The sequence below is a fragment of the Costertonia aggregata genome (assembly GCF_013402795.1).
GTDB lineage: Bacteria > Bacteroidota > Bacteroidia > Flavobacteriales > Flavobacteriaceae > Costertonia > Costertonia aggregata.
This window is the reverse complement of record NZ_CP058595.1, coordinates 2611952-2632587: the sequence shown is the minus strand read 5'-3', so window position 1 is coordinate 2632587 and position 20636 is coordinate 2611952. Positions and strand designations below refer to the sequence as shown.

General features: G+C 37.4%; 16 protein-coding genes and 1 pseudogene. 11 read left to right on the top strand and 6 right to left on the bottom strand.

Features of this window, described 5'->3' with window-relative positions; all coding sequences use genetic code 11:
* Positions 1–1017: 1017 nt before the first annotated feature.
* From HYG79_RS12005 to HYG79_RS11990, 4 genes are all read left to right on the top strand, one after another.
* Positions 1018–1509 carry a hypothetical protein gene (locus HYG79_RS12005; protein WP_179242322.1) on the top strand — a complete coding sequence of 164 codons (492 nt, stop codon included), beginning with the start codon at positions 1018–1020 and terminating at the stop codon, positions 1507–1509.
* A gap of 158 nt (positions 1510–1667) precedes the next feature.
* Entirely contained in the window at positions 1668–1958 is a 291-nt protein-coding gene (locus HYG79_RS12000; RefSeq protein ID WP_179242321.1) for a hypothetical protein, read from the top strand.
* On the top strand, positions 1955–2206 hold the full coding sequence (locus tag HYG79_RS11995; protein WP_179242320.1) for a hypothetical protein: 252 nt from the start codon (positions 1955–1957) through the stop codon (positions 2204–2206). The genes HYG79_RS12000 and HYG79_RS11995 overlap by 4 nt, the downstream gene beginning before the upstream one ends.
* Positions 2207–2224: 18 nt before the next feature.
* Complete coding sequence (locus HYG79_RS11990; RefSeq protein ID WP_179242319.1) at positions 2225–2743, top strand: hypothetical protein; 519 nt, start codon at positions 2225–2227, stop codon at positions 2741–2743.
* Here the strand turns inward: HYG79_RS11990 and HYG79_RS11985 are convergent.
* Positions 2740–3330: a hypothetical protein gene (locus HYG79_RS11985; RefSeq protein ID WP_179242318.1), complete on the bottom strand. Its 591-nt coding sequence runs from the start codon at positions 3328–3330 to the stop codon at positions 2740–2742. The genes HYG79_RS11990 and HYG79_RS11985 overlap by 4 nt on opposite strands.
* A 111-nt stretch (positions 3331–3441) precedes the next feature.
* On the opposite strand from HYG79_RS11985, the gene HYG79_RS11980 reads away from it, so the two are divergent.
* Entirely contained in the window at positions 3442–3732 is a 291-nt protein-coding gene (locus HYG79_RS11980; RefSeq protein WP_179242317.1) for a hypothetical protein, read from the top strand.
* On the opposite strand, the gene HYG79_RS11975 is transcribed toward HYG79_RS11980, so the two are convergent.
* Positions 3729–3971, bottom strand: coding sequence for a hypothetical protein (locus tag HYG79_RS11975; protein ID WP_179242316.1), 243 nt, complete (start codon positions 3969–3971; stop codon positions 3729–3731). The two genes, HYG79_RS11980 and HYG79_RS11975, sit on opposite strands and share 4 nt — an antisense overlap.
* Before the next feature lie 92 nt (positions 3972–4063).
* Between HYG79_RS11975 and HYG79_RS11970 the strand changes: the two genes are divergently transcribed.
* The 3 genes from HYG79_RS11970 (at position 4064) to HYG79_RS11960 (ending at position 6100) form a co-directional block, all read left to right on the top strand.
* Positions 4064–5059, top strand: coding sequence for a hypothetical protein (locus tag HYG79_RS11970; protein ID WP_179242315.1), 996 nt, complete (start codon positions 4064–4066; stop codon positions 5057–5059).
* 3 nt (positions 5060–5062) lie between these two features.
* Positions 5063–5782, top strand: coding sequence for a hypothetical protein (locus HYG79_RS11965; RefSeq protein WP_179242314.1), 720 nt, complete (start codon positions 5063–5065; stop codon positions 5780–5782).
* Between the two features lie 78 nt (positions 5783–5860).
* A complete protein-coding gene (locus tag HYG79_RS11960) occupies positions 5861–6100 on the top strand; it encodes a hypothetical protein (RefSeq protein WP_179242313.1) in 240 nt (79 codons plus the stop codon).
* Positions 6101–7040: 940 nt separating this feature from the next.
* Here HYG79_RS11960 and HYG79_RS11955 read toward each other — a convergent pair.
* Both HYG79_RS11955 and HYG79_RS11950 read right to left on the bottom strand, forming a co-directional pair.
* Positions 7041–8765 carry a recombinase family protein gene (locus HYG79_RS11955; RefSeq protein ID WP_179242312.1) on the bottom strand — a complete coding sequence of 575 codons (1725 nt, stop codon included), beginning with the start codon at positions 8763–8765 and terminating at the stop codon, positions 7041–7043.
* A 74-nt stretch (positions 8766–8839) separates the two neighbouring features.
* Positions 8840–9100, bottom strand: a pseudogene (locus tag HYG79_RS11950) (UPF0758 domain-containing protein); the annotation flags it as partial.
* 62 nt (positions 9101–9162) lie between these two features.
* Here HYG79_RS11950 and HYG79_RS11945 point away from each other — a divergent pair.
* Positions 9163–9606: a DUF1569 domain-containing protein gene (locus tag HYG79_RS11945; RefSeq protein WP_179242311.1), complete on the top strand. Its 444-nt coding sequence runs from the start codon at positions 9163–9165 to the stop codon at positions 9604–9606.
* A 25-nt stretch (positions 9607–9631) separates the two neighbouring features.
* Here the strand turns inward: HYG79_RS11945 and HYG79_RS11940 are convergent, their stop codons facing one another.
* Complete coding sequence (locus HYG79_RS11940; protein ID WP_179242310.1) at positions 9632–11845, bottom strand: ATP-binding response regulator; 2214 nt, start codon at positions 11843–11845, stop codon at positions 9632–9634.
* A 161-nt stretch (positions 11846–12006) separates the two neighbouring features.
* Complete coding sequence (locus HYG79_RS11935; protein ID WP_179242309.1) at positions 12007–13374, bottom strand: UDP-N-acetylmuramate--L-alanine ligase; 1368 nt, start codon at positions 13372–13374, stop codon at positions 12007–12009.
* A 612-nt stretch (positions 13375–13986) separates the two neighbouring features.
* Between HYG79_RS11935 and HYG79_RS11930 the strand changes: the two genes are divergently transcribed.
* Positions 13987–14298, top strand: a complete 312-nt coding sequence (locus tag HYG79_RS11930) for a cupin domain-containing protein (protein ID WP_179242308.1) — start codon at positions 13987–13989, stop codon at positions 14296–14298.
* A gap of 198 nt (positions 14299–14496) precedes the next feature.
* Complete coding sequence (locus tag HYG79_RS11925; RefSeq protein ID WP_179242307.1) at positions 14497–20565, top strand: alpha-2-macroglobulin family protein; 6069 nt, start codon at positions 14497–14499, stop codon at positions 20563–20565.
* The last annotated feature ends 71 nt before the right edge of the window (positions 20566–20636 follow it).

Below are 20636 nucleotides of genomic sequence, written 5' to 3'. Positions count from 1 at the left end.
GTCAGAAAAGAACTATAATCAAAAGATAGTTTCTTTCTAGCCCTAGCCTACGGTTGGGGTTTTCTTTTTTCTTAAAAATTTGTTAAAGGGAAATACGATTCGGGACGAATAATGCATTTCAACGATTACAAAGATACAACAAATAGTTGGATTTTCAAAATGGATAAACTATTAGTAAATCCCACTATCATTGACCTTACAGAGTTTTTCTTAAATTCAAAAAAAATAAAGTCATGCATTTCATCGAATTTAACTATTTTTACTTTGTAAAGTACTATTTTTAGCAGTACAAATATAGAAATATCCTTTTTCTCCTACAAATCCGTCATTTTATTTGTGACCAAAAAAACCGTTTATCATTTTCAGCTACTACCCTACTGCTCTACTAGGAATTTATAACTTACTGAATATCATTTATTTACGATACTTATTATACTTAATAGGCAAATGATACCTTCTCCATAACCCAGACTTAGCCAATCGACTGATTTTCAATAAATTAAATGAGCTTAGGTAGCTTCGCTCCCAGTTAGACAAAGTATTGATTGAGTTCTTGGGCTAGGTGCTTCGCACGACTTGCAAAAACTTGTTTAACCTACTCGCTGCGCTCGTGCCTACCTAGGTATTTTTTAATTTTCATAACCTAGTCGCTGCGCTCTACCCAAATTCTAGGTATTTTCTAAGTTGATTAGTTGCTCACTTTTGTTGGACTAATCAAGATTAACTAGGTTAAGCAACTTGCAAGCCATCTGAATTGTATTTTAGTGGGTTAGTGGGTGTGTAGGAATACGGCTTTATAGAATGGCTAAGAATTGGCTCTAGGATTGCACTGGAAGCGTCAAATGATACCCGAACCCTATTTTATTTTGGGAATTCATTGATTGAACTCATAAAGTGAATATAGGTATACAGGTCGAAAGGTGTCATCTGGCACGTACTTGTTAAATAAGTGCGCTTTGACACCACTTCCAAATCAATAATAGGTTTCAGTTAATCCATCGTTGATTATATTTGGGTATGTTGAAAAACAGACTTATGGTAACGGCCAATATGCGATATGCGTTCCTAAAGAAAAACGAACGGATAGGAAAGTACCTCAATAGCAGACTTAGCGATGTGGAAATCATGCAACTGGCAAAGTGTAGCCAAAAGGATTTGGACACATGGAGAAAGTACTCTTTTAAAACTATCGACAATGTAGATGGTTCTGTAATATATGCCATTCAAACGGAAATGGAAATCTATCTGCGATTGCTGAAAGAAGAGGGAATAAACGAAACCGCTGTTGTTTTGGACAAAAACGGGAAACATCTAAACACCTCGATAGTTGCACAAGCAAAATATGCATTGGGCATTACACTTACGCCCCCAAAGAACAATCTAAGCTGTACAAGGGAATATTGGAAAAGAACAGTAGAAAGAGTGGCTGAACTAGAGATGCCATATTCCACAAAAGAGGAAATCACGAAAGCTTTGAACATGTACGGTAAAGTTCATAATACGAACTAGTACAGACTTCTTGAAACAGTTCCCGAACGCACATTGTAATACTTTGGGTTACAGTATCCTTTAATATCAATCGAACCAAGATTGATTTTTAGTTATCCACAATATTTTTTTAAATGGATATTTTCCATAATTTTGGATTTATTCCAATATCAAACTTTATGACCTATTCAACCATTGAGGAAATATCCGATTTAAGGCTCAACGTTTTTATACACCATTGCATCCATGGTAACGGAAAAATGATTATCAGGGTAAACAAAAATTGGGCTAAGGTCGATTCTGGCAAATACAGTATCTGCAAAAACGGTACGGTCATGCAGATACATAAGAACATCTATCAGATGTCATGCATCCTAAAAGGCTTAATAGAAAAGTACGGAAGATTTGAGTACCATGGGTATTCGTACCATAGCCCAAATAACAACATTTGGATAAAGGAAAGAAAATGAATTTATACAGACAGGAAAAACTGGTAGAAAAGCTACTGAAATTCAGGCTTAAAAAGTACGGATTCGACCATATCAAGGTAGAATGTTACGATAGATTTGATGGAGATAGTTATATGTGCCGTGTGGAGTGTTTTAAAGGCGGTAGCAGCATTGAAAACAGAGTAATGAAACTTGAATCGGAACTGACGGAAACGTTCGTTACAGAGGCTGAAAATAGGGTCAGTGAAATTCTTACATCGGTAGATTAATTCGATATATTTGAAAATATGAATATTCCATCACTACCTACCGACAACCTTTATAAGTTTATAGCATTATTCGGCTTAGTTATATTTTCTTTCAGCATATACTTTTCATATCAAATCGAAGAAAAATTATGGTTAGAAAACTATAAATATGCGCCAAAAATGCAAAAGCTAGAGCGTGAAATTTACACAATTCAAAACGAAAATATATTACCCCATGAAGTTTTAAAAGAAATGGGGCATGAAGAGTTGAAAAATTATGAAGAATTGCTTCAAAAAATTAAAAAAGAATCAGAAAAGAAAGTCGCAGAAGCCAATGATATTGAGAGCAACTACGATAATTTAGTTGATACAACGGAGAGAAATCTAAATTTCTATTTAGCGGTAGGGCTTACAGGTGGATTACTTATGATTCTAGGTTTTGTTTTATGGTATCTTAAATACCAAAGGTACATCGATGCAGAGGTTAAATGGAATGGGGAACAATATTTGAAAAATATACGAAAACTAAAAAAGAAAAAAGTTAAAAAAGATGGTTAGTCCGCTCTCACTATCTCTTTTTCATAGCTATCAATCAATAGGTTTGCCTCATAAATTTCATTCTTTAGGCTATCGTTCTGTTTCATCAAAATACCTTCGATATAGTCCATCCTATCCTGTATCTCTATTAACGGCTCATCTTTTGTCGGGGGATTCGGTGCTGGTTTAAATGCAGCCCATCCAGCAAACAAAAGGCTTAAACCAGAAATAGCATAGGGCAACCACCAATATTTAGCGTCAACAATAGTTTTTTTGTTCGATGCCCGTTTTACATTCTTTTCAATATTCATCTCTTTAATATGCTTTTTTTCAATAGCCGTACAACCACCTTGTTTTAAGAAAATATGTGTTTTATCTGTTTTATCATAAGATATCTCTTTTTTGTTGGACACCATAGATTTTCTTGTTTCCATATTGAAATATATATGGTAATGTATGTAAATATCCAAAGTGAGGTCATGGAAATCTTCAATGTATTCCATCGGTTTACCCAAAGCTTTAAACAGTTCATCATCCGTACAACGTCCATTTTCCAAAACGTAACTTAAAATTTCATCTTTTAATTTAGCCCTTTCCAGTCCGTTCATCTTGATAGTTATATAAGTTTACCCAAAAGTAAAAATACTATTGATAGATTTTCCTACACATTTTAACCAATTTACGCCCAATCTTAAATTACCCTGTTCTATTTTAGTGACATGAAAACTTCCAACAAGTTAAAGCGTCTGGTTCACGACCTAAACCAGTTGATAGGCACTATCGAGATTATAGAATCGGAAATAGCCCATGCATTGAAGAAATATCTCACAAAGAATATTGAGGGCAAAGCAAAGTTGAGGCTCAAAACCGTCTGTAAGGATGATGGGCTTCATTTAAAGGTATATCTATCTATAGACAACAAATCCAGACTAAAAAATGTTATCGTTCCCTACAGCGCATCTATTGTCGAAAAGGTACAGGAACAAATACAGAAACAACTGGGCATTTAGAGATTGCTTATATCGACATTACCTGAGTACTTATCCAACGTACCGCCTGTTTTAAAATGCTTCTTTGCGATTATCCTACTTGTTTCATTGTCCAGTTCAACTTCCACGAAGAAATTATATAGGGCGTACAAAGAATACTTCTTATCGACTTCTATACAATGGATAAGGAAAGTACCCTTATCCCATAGCAAATTCCATTGCTCGGTATCGTCCAACAATTTGTATTCGTACAGACCCATTCTCCAAAATTAGCCAATATGTTTTTTTATACCAGAACTCTTTTGTAAGTTTATACCACTCCCCTTAGTAAGAATAACCAAAACCAACCAGAATGAAAACTTTTTTCGCAACAACTTTGTGTTTACTTTTATTTTCAAACTTTATATATTCTCAAAAACAACAATTAACAGAGCCGTTCGCCTTTTACTTTAATGGGCATATTAAGCTTTTCCTTTTTGATGAGAAAAAAGATGACTTCGAGTATGAAACAAACGGGAATTCGACAGAAAACAAGCCAAATAAAATTAAAAGATTTAAGTATGGAGAAGAAACTCAATTTTATAGAATTGGTACGTATTACGAGAAACTAACAAACGAGCAATCCATCAAGTATTATAAAATGACTCCAGTACCTTTCAAATACAAAATTTTGGTTGAAAGTAAAGATTATGAAAAGTATGGAAGAAGTATTAATGATATGGATTATATAAATGGTTCTAAATTATATAGAATTAATAATATTAACGAAGATAAACTACAAAAGAACGACACTAGATGGTTCAAGGAAAATGACGCATTGGTTTCGGTTCAAGATAGAAATAAGATTTTCTTAATTGAGAGTAGTAGGTTCGATGAAATGGAGAATAAAGATTTTATATTCAAACGCTATGTTTTGTGGGATTGGGATGTTGATTATGGTGCACAATTATCATTGCCTTTCAAACTTCGACCTGAAATAAACGATGACAACATGCGTATAACGCCCGAAATCAATTTAGGGGGTTATGTAAGTAGCAGATTGAGGATTGATAGAAGAAAAAATAGATACCTTCATTTACCAATGTTTTCTGCTGGAGTCAGTGGTATTGGAATAAATAGCAATAATAAAATAGATGAAAGTACAAACACCGGAGATGGGTTGGTTATGGCGACTACTTTTACTGGAGGTGTTGGTGTTGAACTTGATAGTTTTCAACTTGCTTTTATAATAGGTTGGGATAAAGCTAGTGGCGAAATTGGTAAGGAATGGCAATATAATGGTCGTCCTTGGTATTCATTTGGAGTTGGCTTTACATTTTTGAGCAAACAAAAGGATGAAAAACAATAGGCCATGGCATCCTTTAGACCAGCGGATTACAGGATAAGAAAACTTATTGGCATTCTGGGATTAACATTACCTTTCATGCTATGGGTTTTGAACGATGGGCAATTGCTATCCTCGATTAGCCATTATTACTACCTTACCAATCCATCACTATGTTTTATTATAGTGCTATCATCATTGGCTCTTTTTCTTATATCCTACAAGGGCTATACAAGTGATAAAGGGGAGTTAATCAACGATAACTGGATAACGAACATTGCTGGTGTGGCAGCCTTAGCGGTAGTAATCATACCGACCTCTTGCGATAATAGCGGAAGTTCGGTCATAGATGCAATATGTGTTTTGAGCAAAGAGGATTCATCAAGGTTTCCGCTTCGTGGGCATTTGGTAGAATACTTTAACAATATACATTTCACTGCTGCTGCCATATTCGTGTTTTTGATGGGCTACATGTCACTGTTCAAATTTACCCGTGGGAAAAATATCAGGTGGAAACGCTACACCTACATTACATCTGGGATTCTTATCTGGACGGCAATAGTCATATTGGGCATATACTTTTTATCGGATGACGAAATACCCAACATCGTGTTTTGGATGGAAACCTTGGCAGTGGTTTCTTTCGGCATCGCTTGGCTTGTGAAGGGGGAGGCAGTCGAAATGGTCAAGGAAATGCCACAAAAGATTAAAGATATCTCACGTAATGTAATCCAAAAGTTTTCCTGAAATATTTGAAAATTTATGGGTTGATAATGGTAATTACATTACCCCAAAAAACACGTATAAATCACTTAAAGCTTGAAAATGGGCAACGTTGATGCAATGATAAACAGCTTACAGAAAAAGAAATTGTTCGATGAGCGGTACAAGGACGAAGCACCAGAAAGGATTGTGAGGGAACAACTCTACCAGCAAACAATCCAAACGGAGTATCTGGCAAACATTAATAAGGGAATTAAAACGATACTAACTATCATAGTTGTGTTACTTGCTTTGAACTTGTTAGCGGTCGGGCTGTATGTGTTTCTAAGCTTTATCCAATAATGTTATATTTGGTTTATGGACAATATACTGGACAAACTGGAATTTGGCAATGTAAAGCTTCTAAGAAAGAACTTACTTGTTTCATCTGCCACTGGGATAGTAGTGAGCCAATTGATACAATACAGTACTGGCGATATTACCTTTTTTGGCTTTACTTTACCTAAGTACAACACCCCATTATTAAGCAAGCTAGTTGGGTTCATAGTAATATACTTTCTGGTAGCATTATTGATTAGGTATTTCGATGAAGAATTTCAAAAGTATTACAAGAATAAGATAAAATTCATCGAAATTGGAAATTCAATAACAATGAAACAAAGTAATCCTCGAATGGATGAGTTATCTAAGAAAACAAGAAACATTAATAAAGCTAGGAAAGTTCTAATATTTTCTTTGGATATTATATTACCAATTATACTATCCATCATAGCTATTGTTATGTGCTTTTAATTAGATTTGATATTCCCCCAACAAATAGCCGATTTCAGACAAAAGTATGGTTACGGACTATAACCGTTTTTATTTGATTTAACACAATACTATCACATTTAGGCACTCCCCCGACCAACTTACTACTGACTATCAGATGGTTAGGTTTCTATTTTACATAATGATATTTATAGAACAGCCGTAAATCGTTGATTTTGAGGGGTTTTTCCCGTGTACGTGTAAGGTCGTTGGGATGGGTCGGTTTTTTTCTTCAAATCTCCCCCGACAAAGTTAACTTAGAAACTCTCCATAAAGTGAATTTAGAAACCCCCGACAAAGTTAAGTTTATTGACCACAACAAAGTCAAGTTCATAGCCCCCTACAAATCATTTATATCGGGTTGTATGCTCCCTTGGTAAAACATCAATCTGTATTCTATCTTTAGTGTTATCCCCCTAGTGAATGTTGATATGGTTATATGGGTAAGTGTTATTGTATTGTTATAGTAAGATTAGGGGTTATTTTCAACCTTTGCGGATTTTTTTAATCCTTGCGCCCCATCCTCGTTTTTCCTTTCCATAAGAGTTATCGTATGCATCAGTTTTTTAAGGTTATCGAATACGTTATGCTGTTTGGGATGCCCCATGTCGTACATCAGTTTGGTATCTGCATCGACCGCTACGTAAAAATTCCTATCCATGTAAACGGTTCTATCGGATAACGGGGCTTTGAAATTAAAGGTAAACTTTAAAATACCGTTTGTATAGTCCACCAAGATACGATTGATATATTTTCTTAGAAATTGCTGTTTTTCGTTGAAGGGATAGTTTTCTTCTAGTACGTTCTTTTGTATTTCCCTATGTTTTACAAAATCCTTGAAATGAGGTAGTTTATCGTTGTATCTTTTTCCAGTGACTTTATGGAAATCCTTCAATATTTCATTTTTCAAATCCTTTTCTTCCCTTATGCTCCCAATCTGTTCTTTTAGGTTCTTGATTTTGACGCTGTACTCTATTTTTTCCCTCTCTATACGTTTCTTCTCCCCTGCCAAATCGCTATCGGACAATAGACCCTCTACTGCCAATCTAATTATATTGCTGCTTTGACCGTTGAGCCTCTCCATACCGTTTTCCAATATTGATACCTCGGCTTCAAGTTCCTTTTTCCTCTTTTCGTTTTGGTTGTCGGTACTGTTCAAAAGATTGTCCAATAAAATACCACCTTCCCTAATATATTCCCATACAAAAGATTCAATATAGCTTTTGCGTATATCCCTGTTCTTGCAATTGCCCTTTCTCTTGGAGTTGCAACGGTATACATGGTTGTTCTTATTGTCAGCCCTACCTATATATCTTTCCCCACAATGGGCGCAATACAACAAATCAATAATCAGGTATTTGTGCCATGTTCTTTTGCCCGTATAGCTTTTTAGGGCTTCAAATGCCACTAACGATTCGTTATAAGTCGCTTCGTCTATAATGGCTAGTTCTGGTACTGGTATTTCCCTTTTCAAATGTGTCCTGACCCCATAATATAGTTTGTTCATCAATATGGCGTAAACCGTAGTTCTATCCCATTTCTTGCTGAATCTGGTATGTTTCTCACTGTATTGTGTCGGCACGTTCAAATCGGTTAGCTTTTTGGTAATGGAGGTAAGCCCCATACCCTCTATGTGCCATTGGAACATTTTCTTGACCCACTTGGCTTGTTCCTCATCGATTTCAAGCTTTTTGCCCTCTCCCGTTTTATATCCATATGGTGCTACTCCGTGCGCCTTACCATCTTCGAAGTTCTTTTTGATTGCCTGTTTTACATTCTGTTTGGTAAGGTCTACATAGAACTCTCCCATGACACCTAACATATTGTCCATAAGTTTTTCCAAAGGGTCGCTATTATCCAGTTTCTTATCGGCATAATAAATATCTACATCATGCCTTTTACAAACCATCTGGATTTCTATCTTAGGGGTATTTCCACGGTACAGACGGAACATTTCACGCCCCCAAAGAATACCTATCCTAGAATCCTTTTTAACTATATCCTGTAACAACTTGTACATAGCTGGGCGTTCTCTTGCTTGAAGAGTACCAGAATAACCCTCATCGAAATATATTTCGTAACCCATGCCCTTAGATTTTGCAAAGGCTTTGCCCTGTTCTATTTGCTGGGGTATCGAAACATCGACCTCATCTTTTTCTTGGCTTATACGTGCGTAGATTGCAACTATATCCCTCATAACCAATGAATTTCATCGAATTTATTTGGTAAAGATATAGGATTTTTTTAATTTTACGGTACATTAGTTGGTTAAGCCTTAGCCTCACCAATACCTTTGAACTGCATCAACTGTTTTATGGATAATTTCCCTAGCTCGTTAAGGTTGTTGTTCACCGATGCCAAGATACGTTTAGAAAGTTCGACCGCACTTTCTTCCCTACTTCCCGAACCTATAAGAATCGCAATAATTTCGGCATCTGACAAGACCGATTTCCCCTTTTGAACCAATTTCTCCCTAGGCTTATCATCATCTGACCAATGTTTTATGGAAAAAGAGATGGGCTTTTCTTGCATGTGCTAAAGATAACAACTAAAAATTTTATCGTAAATTTCAATAGCAACTAAATCATATTTAAATGAAATCCATTTTCGAAGAATCCACATATCATGAACTTTTACAGCGATTGGATAAAATCAATGAAAAATCTAATCGATTATGGGGCAGAATGACACCTGCGCAAATGGCATGGCATTGCAAATACCCTTTACAATTGGGTATCGAGAACAAAAATACCGGTAAAAAAGGAAATCCGCTGATACAGCTATTTTTTAAAAAATCTATGTACAACGATAAGCCTTGGCGCAAGAACCTGCCCACGGCACCACAATTGAAGGCTACGGAAGAAAAAGATTATGCTATCGAAAGCGTAGAACTAAGAAAATTGATTAAGGATTTTCATGAGCTAAAAAATAGGAACGTGTGGAATCCCCATCCTATTTTTGGAAAATTCACCAAAGAACAATGGGGGCAAATGCAGTACAAACATCTTGACCATCACTTTAGACAATTTGGGGTATAAAAACATTACCCGATCTTTCTCCTAATTATATTTGTATGGTAGACACAAAATTACGCCGTATGACATCTAAAAACGCCAAGGTGTCGTAGGGTTTGATTATGACATCGCTGATACCTTTAGCATTGATATCTTCCCCTAACTCAGTGGGGTCTATGGCCGTGAGCGCTATGATAGGTACCGTAGCATTGAATTCACGTATCAAAGAAGTTGCCTCATAACCGTTCATTATTGGCATGTTCACATCCATCAAAATTAAATCAAATACTTCTTTCTTTACAATATCAACGGCTTCTTGACCATTTTCGGCTACTGAACATACGTAATTATTACGTTCCAAAATTTTACGGGTGACCAACCTGTTGATCCTGTTATCGTCCACAACCAAAATATGGCTGCCTTCTATGTGTTTATTTACAGTATGTTTCTTTTTAACGGTATTGAACTCATCTTCGTGGGCTATATCATAATCAATTGTAAACGAAAATGCTGTACCGACGTTTTTTTTACTTTTTAAGGTAATTGGTGAATTGTGCAGGTCCAAAAGTTTTTTTACGATAGCCAAACCAAGGCCCGTACCATGAAAGTTGGTAGCTTTGCTATCTTGTGTAAATTCATCAAAGATGATTTTCTGTTTATCTTTGGAAATCCCTTGCCCGTTATCCGCTATTGAAAATTGCAGGCCAACACTTTTTTCGCCTGATCTTGTTTGATCTATATGGATCTTGATGGTACCCTCTTCTGTAAATTTACAGGCATTCCCTATCAGATTCATCAATATCTGTGATAGTTTTACAAAGTCGCCCTTGAGGAAACGAGGTACTTTTTCTCCTATTACCACGTCAAATACATTATTGTTTTTTGTACGCATAAATTCAAATGAATTGGTAATGTTCGTTACCAGTTCCCTTATTTCAAAAGGTTTACAATCAAGTTTTTTCTTTTTGAAGGTCTCCAGTTTATTCAAAAAGAGTAGGTCATTGACCAGTGACAACAGATAATCGGCCGAAAACTTTAGGGCGTTGATATCCTCACTGTGTTTTTTTAGTTCAACATCTTCCTGTAAAATAGAGGATATACCTATTATACCATACAAAGGGGTCCTTAATTCATGACTGATCGCAGATAAAAAATTTGTTTTTACTTGTGAGAGTTCCTCCGCTTTTTGTTTGGCCTCTAAATATTGGATATTCTTCGCTTTTAGGTTTTGTACCAGTTCTTTTCTTTTTTTGCTGGAAATCAAAAGAACAATGAAAAAACCGGCGAGTATCAATGTAGCACCTATAACAACATAGAGTATAGTACTGCTTCTATTGGCTTTTTGTCGGTTTAGTTCGTTTTCTAGATTCTTGGCCTTTAGCTCTTGCTTATACTGATCAACGTTCATTCTAGCGGTAACCTCCTGTATGGCCGCAGCTTTTTCTATTTCATATTTTTCATCCTTATAATTATCTAGCTCCTTTCTGATATGGTACAATTGTTCGTAATCTTGTTTTGCCTCCAATGCCTTTATATAAAACCCATAACCTTCCAAAATACCATCGGTCAAATTGGACGCTTTGGAGACCTCGATATTTTTCTTGAACATTTCAATGGCTTCGTCCGGTCTTTGCTGAAGCAGTAAAAGTTTACCTTTTGTGAAATAATAGGCGGCCTTTAGCAGTGGCTTTTTTATGGTATTGAAATAGGGGAGTAATTTTTGAATATGAAAATCGGCCTTGGCGATGTTTTCGTCATCCAAATATATTTCGGCCAGGTTATAGTGTAGAATATACAACTGCCTTTGGTTCTTTAGCTTATCGTGAATACGGATAGAATGTTTGTAATAGTCAATACTTTTATCATCTTGCCCATATTCATGATAAAGATTCCCCAAATCGTTCAACGTATTCGCTATAGCTATCGAGTCGTTCAACTTTATGGCATTCTCGTATGATTTTTCAAAAGTTCTTTTCGCGCGTACCGTATCCTTAATTTTGGTAAATGCGCTGCCCCTATACCTTAAAAGCCTAAAAACCAGAGTTTGGTCATTGATTTTACGTGCCAATTTCAATGCTTCATCACTGTATTTGAGTACGGACAAAAAATTATTTTGATAAAACTCATCGGTTATCTTTGACTCCAAGCTGTCCAGGGTCGAATTTATACGCTCTATGCTTGAATCGCTTTGCGAATCTTGCGCTTGCTGTGAAACCATAAAAGAAGATAACAACAAAGTGAAATAAAGGAGTAGTTTGCGCATGTTCAAGATTTGGTAAATGGTTCAACTAAAATACAACGTAGTCGCCTTATCTTTAGTATGGCAATCAAGCCGTTACGTAGTCTTTTTCGTTCAATAAACCAAGAATCGAGATAAAATGATCATCTCAATGTTTTTAAATACCAAGAAAAACACCTGCTGCATCAAAATTTTAACTTACCGATACGGTTGGTGACAGAGCCTAAATCCAATCCACCATAGTTGCCAGAACTCATAAATAAAACTATTGAGTTCTTGTAGTCTTTATCATTTACAAATTGATGAAAAGATGCTGAATCAGTGAAAATCCGCAGATCATTGCGTTGAAATGCTTCCGATATTTGTGAAGGGGTTACCTCTTTTAATTTTTTTATGGCGACGGATTCCGGCAAATAAAATACAATAGCTTCATCGGCTGCATCCAAAGCCCCTTTGTATTCTTTTAAAAATTCAGGATTAAAACTGCTGTAGGTATGCAATTCCAAAAAAGCGATCAGTTTTCTGCCGGGATATTGTTCTTTTACCGCTTTGGTGGTGGCAGCTACCTTGCTGGGGGAATGCGCGAAATCTTTAAATGCTATACTTGATGTACTTTCCGCGATTTTTTCCAATCGTTTGGATGCCCCTTTAAAGCTAGCAATGGCTTCGTAAAAATCATCCTCGTCAACCCCCATATTTTGGCAAATCCATTTGGCACCAGCCAAATTGCTCAGGTTATGTTTACCAAAAACTTCAATAGGCATAAGGCCCTCGGGAGTTTGTAATAGCGTTACGCCATCTACGACCGAATACTCAGGAGTAACATAGGGTAGCTTACGAACCGTATTTTCCGAGGCCTCGACCACTTTTTTTACCTCCAAATCTTCTTCGTTGTAAGTAATGCTTCCTCCTTTTACGATACTATCCACGAAAATCCTAAACTGCTCCAAATACTTCTCATATGTGGGAAAAACATTTATATGGTCCCAAGCGATACCGCTCAACAAAGCAATATTTGGTTTGTACAGATGAAATTTGGGTCTCCTGTCAATAGCGGACGATAAGTATTCATCGCCTTCCAAAACCATAAAATCATTCTCCTGGGTCAAATGCACCATACGGTCAAAACCGTCTAACTGCGCACCTACCATATAATCAACATCAATTTTATGATAATCGAGTACATGCAATATCATTGAGGTTATAGTAGTTTTCCCATGGCTTCCGCCAATGACAACACGGGTCTTGTTCTTGGACTGTTCATATAAAAATTCAGGATATGAATAAATGGTAAGTCCCAATTCTTGCGCCTTAAGCAGCTCTGGATTATCAGCTTTGGCATGCATTCCCAAAACAATGGCATCTAAATCGTTATGAATTTTTTCGGGAAACCATCCAAATTCCGCCGGCAACAAACCCTCGGCATTCAACCTAGATTTTGAAGGCTCGAAAATAACATCGTCACTACCTGTAACGGTGTAGCCCTTGTTTGCCAAGGCCAAGGCCAAATTGTGCATGGCACTACCGCCAATGGCTATAAAATGAATTTTCATAAAATAAATTTGCCATCAAAGATAGGAATTGAATCCAGCTTCAAAAACCCATAGATTTATATTTATTTTGTGCTGGTTGCCGCACCTCAGAAAACAAGTCATCCGAACCTGGTAATAGACAATAAATATTGAGTATCTCTACTATAACTAAACCTATTTTGCTTTTTGAAGGAATATAATATCGACACGCTGTTTCGAGTAATTCTAAGGAACGAAAAATAGTACTTCGGCTTAGCTCAGCAGAACTACCAATAACAATTTTCCTAATTAAGATTCTTATCGTTAATACGAATCGACAGAATTACCTTAACATACGCAACGAACATTATCCATAAAAAGGTATTGAAGATAAATAGTAACTTTATAGAAATGTAGTGAAACATTTTCTAGCAAATACATTTATCAGTATTTTAATGGCTCTTATTGGCTATTCTACATTAGGGATGTCTATCGTTCTGGCTCAAAATTTTTTCTCTCTTGACAAAAACTTGGCAAACACTTTATTTCTAGCGCTTTTTGCTATTTTATTCAGTATATTGCTTATCAAGATTATTCGCAAAAGCGATTGGTTTCAACGACTATCAATTTATATAACGCACATTTACAATACCCATGAATCTCGCAACGATTGCCCCAAAAGAAATAATGCCCGGTTACCACGGTAAATTGGTACATACGAACAACATGACATTGGTATTTTGGAATGTAGAAAAAGATGCCGTAGTTCCGGAGCACCATCATGTTCACGAACAGATCATGCATGTGATAGAGGGAAAGTTTGAATTTACCTTGGACGGAAAAACGAGAATATATGGTGCTGGCGATATAGTCCCCATAGCTTCAAACCTTCCACACAGCGGCAAGGCGATTACGCCATGCAGATTAATGGATGTTTTTAGTCCGGCCAGAGAGGAATATAGGTAACACGTTTACATATTACTACTTCTTTATAATGGGTGTTTACTAATCAAAACCCCTACTTCCCTCATTTTTCATTGTTTTCAGGGTAAGCATGGTACACTTTTGTTGTGTAATTTTATAATTGTAAAAATGCCCGTAAAGATTATGGGTAAAACTAGGTGCTATTGTAAAAAAAATATAGCACCATTACAAAATAGACTCATGAAAAAGCTTTTTACCCTATTCACCATAATTTTATTTTCACAAATGGCGCATTCGCAAAACAATGAATCATATAAGGCACTATGGGAAAAAGTGCAGGAGTTTGAACAACAGGCATTGACCAAATCTGCGTTGAACGTGGTCACTACCATATCACAAAAAGCAAAGAGAGAAAAGAATTCAGCTCAAATTGTGAAAGCATTACTGTATACATCAAAATATGCATTAACCTTGGAGGAAGATGCCCAGTTGAACATTGTGAACCGCTTTAAGGAAGAAATCAAAAAGGCCGATTTCCCCACAAAAAATATTCTTGAAAGTTATTTGGCCAATTTATATTGGCAATTTTTTCAACAAAACAGATATCAATTTTATGACCGCACTAAGACCGATGTCAAAATCGATTCAGTGGATTTCAGAACTTGGGACCTCACAACCCTGTTCCAAGAGATCAGTATACATTTTGAAGAATCATTAAAAAATGAAAAGGGATTACAAAAGGTACCTGTTTCACAATTTGATGAGATCCTAAATCAACAAAAAGGTTCCGATAAGTATCGTCCAACCCTTTTTGACCTGCTGGCACATACGGCATTGCAATTTTATAAAACCAACGAGAACAGTATTACAAGGCCTGCTGATACATTTGAAATCAATGATACTGAAATACTTTGCGAGGCAGAAACTTTCGCCAAGTTAAAAATCAGTACTGATGACAAGACTTCATTACAGGCAAAAGCCCTGCAACTGTACCAAAAATTAGTACAATTTCATACTAGTAACAATACATCTGAGGCGCTTTTGAAAGTAGATATCGAAAGGCTAAAATTCATTTACCAAAATGCCACCTTTGAAAATAAGGATGCCCAATATCTAGAAGTCTTGCAGAATGCCGCTTCAGGTTCCACAACTTCTATAGAATCTGTATTGTACCAATGTGAAATAGCCACTCTTTACCATCAACAGGCAAATACGTACCAACCTAAGGTCAATGAGGAACACCGCTGGAAAAACAAACAAGCCCTTGAGCTTTGCGAACAGATCATTTCTACCGCCCCCAAATCAAGGGGTGCCGAAAAATGTAAGGTCTTGAAATCACAAATTTTAAGCAAAAGCCTACAACTTACCAGTGAAAAACATATACCGATCAATAACCCAGCAAGGTTATTGGTAAATTACAAAAACCATAATGAGTTAAAATTTACGGCCCGTACAATTTCTCCAAACCAATTAAAAAAGCTCATCGACCTGTATAAGAAAGAGGAACAATTGGCATTTATCCAAAAATTGACGGTGGCCAAAGCTTGGGAATCAAAAGTCAAGAACGAATACGATTACCAAAACCACAGTACCGAAGTTATACTGCCCGGTCTACCAAACGGTCAATATATTCTATTGGTCGAGCCTAAGGTAAACGGTGAAGTCGAAAATAACGACAAAACCTTTGGTTTTGCTACGGTACAGGTAACCAATATGGCCTTGGCACAAACGCAAACACCCCGAAACCATCAATTTCAGGTTATAGACCGTATGAACGGAAAACCTGTTGCCGGAGCAAACCTTAGGTTCAGTTATAACCTAAACTATGATGGCCCTATCAGAAACAAGGCCTTTACCAGTGACAAAATGGGCATAGTAAATGTTCCGTTGTCAGATAAGTATTGGAACAACGTAAATATACAAATAACCCATAAAGACGATACTGCATATTTTGGTGAGTACTACATCAACAAAAAATATTCTGGCCGCAATGGCGTCAACCCGTATAAAGGGTTTTTGTTTACAGATCGCAGCATATACAGACCTGGGCAACCATTGTATTTTAAAGGTATCGTCCTAAAAAGCGACGAGAGCGGTTCCGGGGTATTAACCAATACCATGGTCGATGTTAGCTTAAAGGACGTGAACTATCAAGAAGTGGCCAAGATGCAGCTCAAATCCAATGAGTATGGCTCTTTCTCGGGAGAATTCATCTTACCCGGTAATGGTCTTACGGGCAATTTTACCATAGAGGCAAAATCCTCCAAACCGGCATTGGCCACCGCAACAAGGTTTTTGGTAGAAGAATACAAAAGACCAAAGTTCGAAACCTATTTTGAACCGGTCTCCGAAACCTACAAAGTAAACGACTCCGTTACGGTAAACGGTAAGGCGAAGGCATATGCCGGCAGTAATATTACCGATGCCAAGGTAAGCTATAGAGTAAAACGTTCCGTCTACTTTCCAAGATGGCATTATTGGTACAACCCATATTACTATAGTACTCCAAAGGAAATAGCACACGGCGAGACACTGACGGATGCATCCGGTAATTATAAAATAGATTTCAAGGCGATTCCCGACAGTGGCACAAACAGGAAAAACCTACCGACTTTTCAATATGAAATTACGGCAGATGTTATTGATATCAACGGCGAAACACATAGTGCCACTACCTATGTGACCGTGGGTTACCATGCGCTCACGGCCAATATCAATGTTGCGAATACATTGGACAAGGAAAAAAAAGATATCAAAATAGGGGTGACCACAACCAATTTGAACGGACAACCCGTACCTGCAAACGGAACCCTAAAAATATACAAATTACTGGCCCCTGATTACGTACTGCGACAAAGGCCATGGAGTGCTCCCGATTATCCGGGATTTACCAAAAAGAGATTTAAAGAGTTATTTCCGCATGATGCTTTTGAAAATGAGCACGACTCCTCTAATTGGGAGAAGGGAAAAATGGTATGGGAAAGTACCTTCGATACGGGAAAATCGACCACAGTTTCGTTAGGTGATATCAAAAAATGGGCGTCGGGCAAATACGTTATAGAACTTGAGACCAAAGACAAGTTCGGGCAACCGGTAAAGGATGTTGCACAAACCGCTTTATATGCCGAGAATGACACCAAGTTGGCCGATAACCAATTGTTCGAGATAAAGACCGATGAACAAAACTATGCAATCGGCGATAAGGTCAAAGTAACCTTACTATCAAATGTGGAAAACCTTCATGTTTCCGTTTTTATAGAGAAGGACAGAAAAGTAATAGATACCAAATTGGTAGTATTGAATAAAGACTCCAAAAGCTTTTCGGTGCCTGTGACGAAAGATGATTTGGGGGGATTTGCCATAACGTATAACTTTTCGGCCTATAACGCATACCAATCCGGCAACTTATCGATTTCGGTACCGTATCCCAATACCGATTTGCAGATTGAAACGGTTACCTTCAGGGATAAACTACAACCTGGCACCGATGAGACCTGGTCTTTTAAAGTTAAGGGGGCTAAAGGCGATAAAGTAGCTGCAGAAATACTTGCCAGCATGTACGATGCTTCCTTAGATCAGTTTCGTAGGCATTATTGGGGCTTTAATCCGTTAGCAAAACCTACTTACTATTCCAACAGATATAGCAATGCCCATCAAAGTTTTGGTAGTTCCGGTTTTATCATGTACAACTCCTACGATAATAACTACAGTTATACACCACAGTATTTTGACTCGTTCAACTGGTTTGGTTTCCATTTTGGTTATGGGGGAGGTTACAACAATCGAATGATGAAGAGGAAATCGGCGTCTTTAAGTATTATGGGCCATGAAGCTGAATATGATGCCGTAGAGGAAATAGCCTTAGAGGACACAGTTGCCGGTGCCCCTGCACCACCGCGGGAAGAGAAATCAGTGCTTGAATCAAACAAACCTAAGGACAATAAAGGGAACGGAGACCAAAAAGCGGATTTCGACGATGTGAAAATCCGTAAAAACCTTCAAGAAACCGCTTTCTTTTTTCCACAATTGCAAACGGATAACGAAGGCAATGTATCCTTTAGTTTTACTACTCCGGAAGCCCTTACCAAATGGAGGTTACAGCTATTGGCGCACACAAAATCCTTGGAAAGTTCGGTGCTGAATCTCAACACGGTAACCCAAAAAGAATTAATGGTCATTCCCAATGCCCCTCGTTTTCTAAGACAAGGTGATAAAATAACCATTAGTACCAAAATAGCCAATCTCACCGATAAAATGCTTTCCGGTAAGGCCACATTGGAGCTCTTTGATGCGCTCAATAACAAATCCATATCGTCCAATATACTGTTGAACACCGCACAAGAGCAAAATTTTAAAGTTGACTCTTTGGGAAATACCCAAGTCTCCTGGCAACTTGAAATTCCGCAAGGGCTGCAAGCGGTGCAGTATAAAGTAATCGCCAAAGCAGGTGATTATAGTGATGGGGAACAAAATTTTCTTCCTGTACTTACCAATAGAATGCTGGTTACCGAAACCTTGCCCATGTGGGTAAAAAGCAACCAGACCAAGACATTTGTTTTGGATAAACTAAAGAACAAAACCTCGAATACCTTAAAAAACCATAGGTTGACCTTGGAAATCACTTCCAACCCTGCGTGGTACGCGGTACAGGCACTCCCCTATCTTATGGAGTATCCGTATGAATGTAACGAGCAGACGTTTTCCCGGTATTACGCAAATACTTTGGCCAGCCATATCGCCAACAGCAATCCAAGAATACAGGAAGTATTTGACCAATGGCGGAATTCCGATGCTTTGTTAAGCAATCTGGAAAAGAACCAAGAATTGAAATCATTGCTCATTCAAGAAACCCCTTGGTTACGTGATGCACAGTCAGAAACTGAACAGAAAAAGCGAATTGCATTGCTCTTTGATCTGGATAAAATGAAAAACGAACAGGCCAACGCGTTGCGAAAATTGGAAAGAAACCAAAAATCCTCAGGTGCTTGGGCCTGGTTCAACGGTGGGCGTGACAACAGATATATCACCCAACATATTATTACAGGACTGGGGCATTTGAAACACCTTTCGGTCACGGCCGATGCAGACAACATGCAAATGATTCAAAAAGCGATTCGTTATTTGGATAACGAATTTATAGATGAATATAATCGTATGAAAAGATATGCATCCAACATCAATGACGACCATTTGAGCAGAAACCAGATGCATTACATGTATATGCGCAGCTTTTTCAAGAACATCAAGACTTCGAAAAAGGTCGATGATATAATGGTGTATTATAAAGGTCAGGCTCAGAAGTATTGGACAAATAAAAATTTATACTCCAAAGGAATGTTGTCACTGGTTTTATATAGAATGGATGATACCGGTACTTCGAACAAAATTTTACGTTCATTGAGAGAAAACAGTATAACATCTGATGAATTGGGTATGTACTGGAAAGAAAATACCAACTCATGGCATTGGTACCAAGCACCTGTAGAAACCCAAGCACTATTGATTGAAGCTTTCGGGGAAATTGAAAATGATGAGGAAACTATTGATAATCTCAAAATCTGGTTGCTAAAAAATAAACAGACGAACCAATGGAAAACTACCAAAGCCACTACCGAAGCCGTGTACGCATTGTTATTACAAGGTAGCGACTGGCTTTCGGTAACCGATGCAGTTGATGTTCTCCTAGGTAACAAGAGAATAGAACCTTCAAAACTTGAAAACGTAAGAGTCGAAACTGGTACGGGATATTATAAAACAGCATGGAACGGTAGGGAAATTGAGCCTAAAATGGGTGAAGTGCAGATAAGCAAAAAAGGAAAGGGCATTGCTTGGGGGACTTTATACTGGCAATATTTTGAGGATTTGGATAAAATCACAAAAGCAGAAACGCCTTTAGAACTAAAAAAGAAATTATTCCTAAAAAAGAATACCGATAAAGGCGAGGAAATATCCGAAATTACCCAAGAAACCAATTTGAAGGTAGGTGACCTAGTTAGGGTGCGTATTGAGCTTCGTGCCGACCGCCCGATGGAGTTTGTTCACATGAAAGATATGCGTGCGGCCGGTTTTGAGCCCATCAACGTAATTTCCACATACAAATGGCAAGACGGCCTAGGGTATTATGAAAGCACCAAAGATGCCAGTACCAATTTCTTTTTTGACTATTTACCTAAAGGGGTCTATGTTTTTGAATACGATATCAGGGTCAACAATGCGGGTAATTTCAGTAATGGTATTACCAGTATCCAAAGCATGTACGCACCAGAATTTAGCAGCCATAGTGAAGGGGTACGAGTTTCGGTAAAATAAATGGTTGATGGTTGATGGTTGATGGTTGACGGTTGATGGTTGATGGTTGATGGTTGATGGTTGATGGTTGA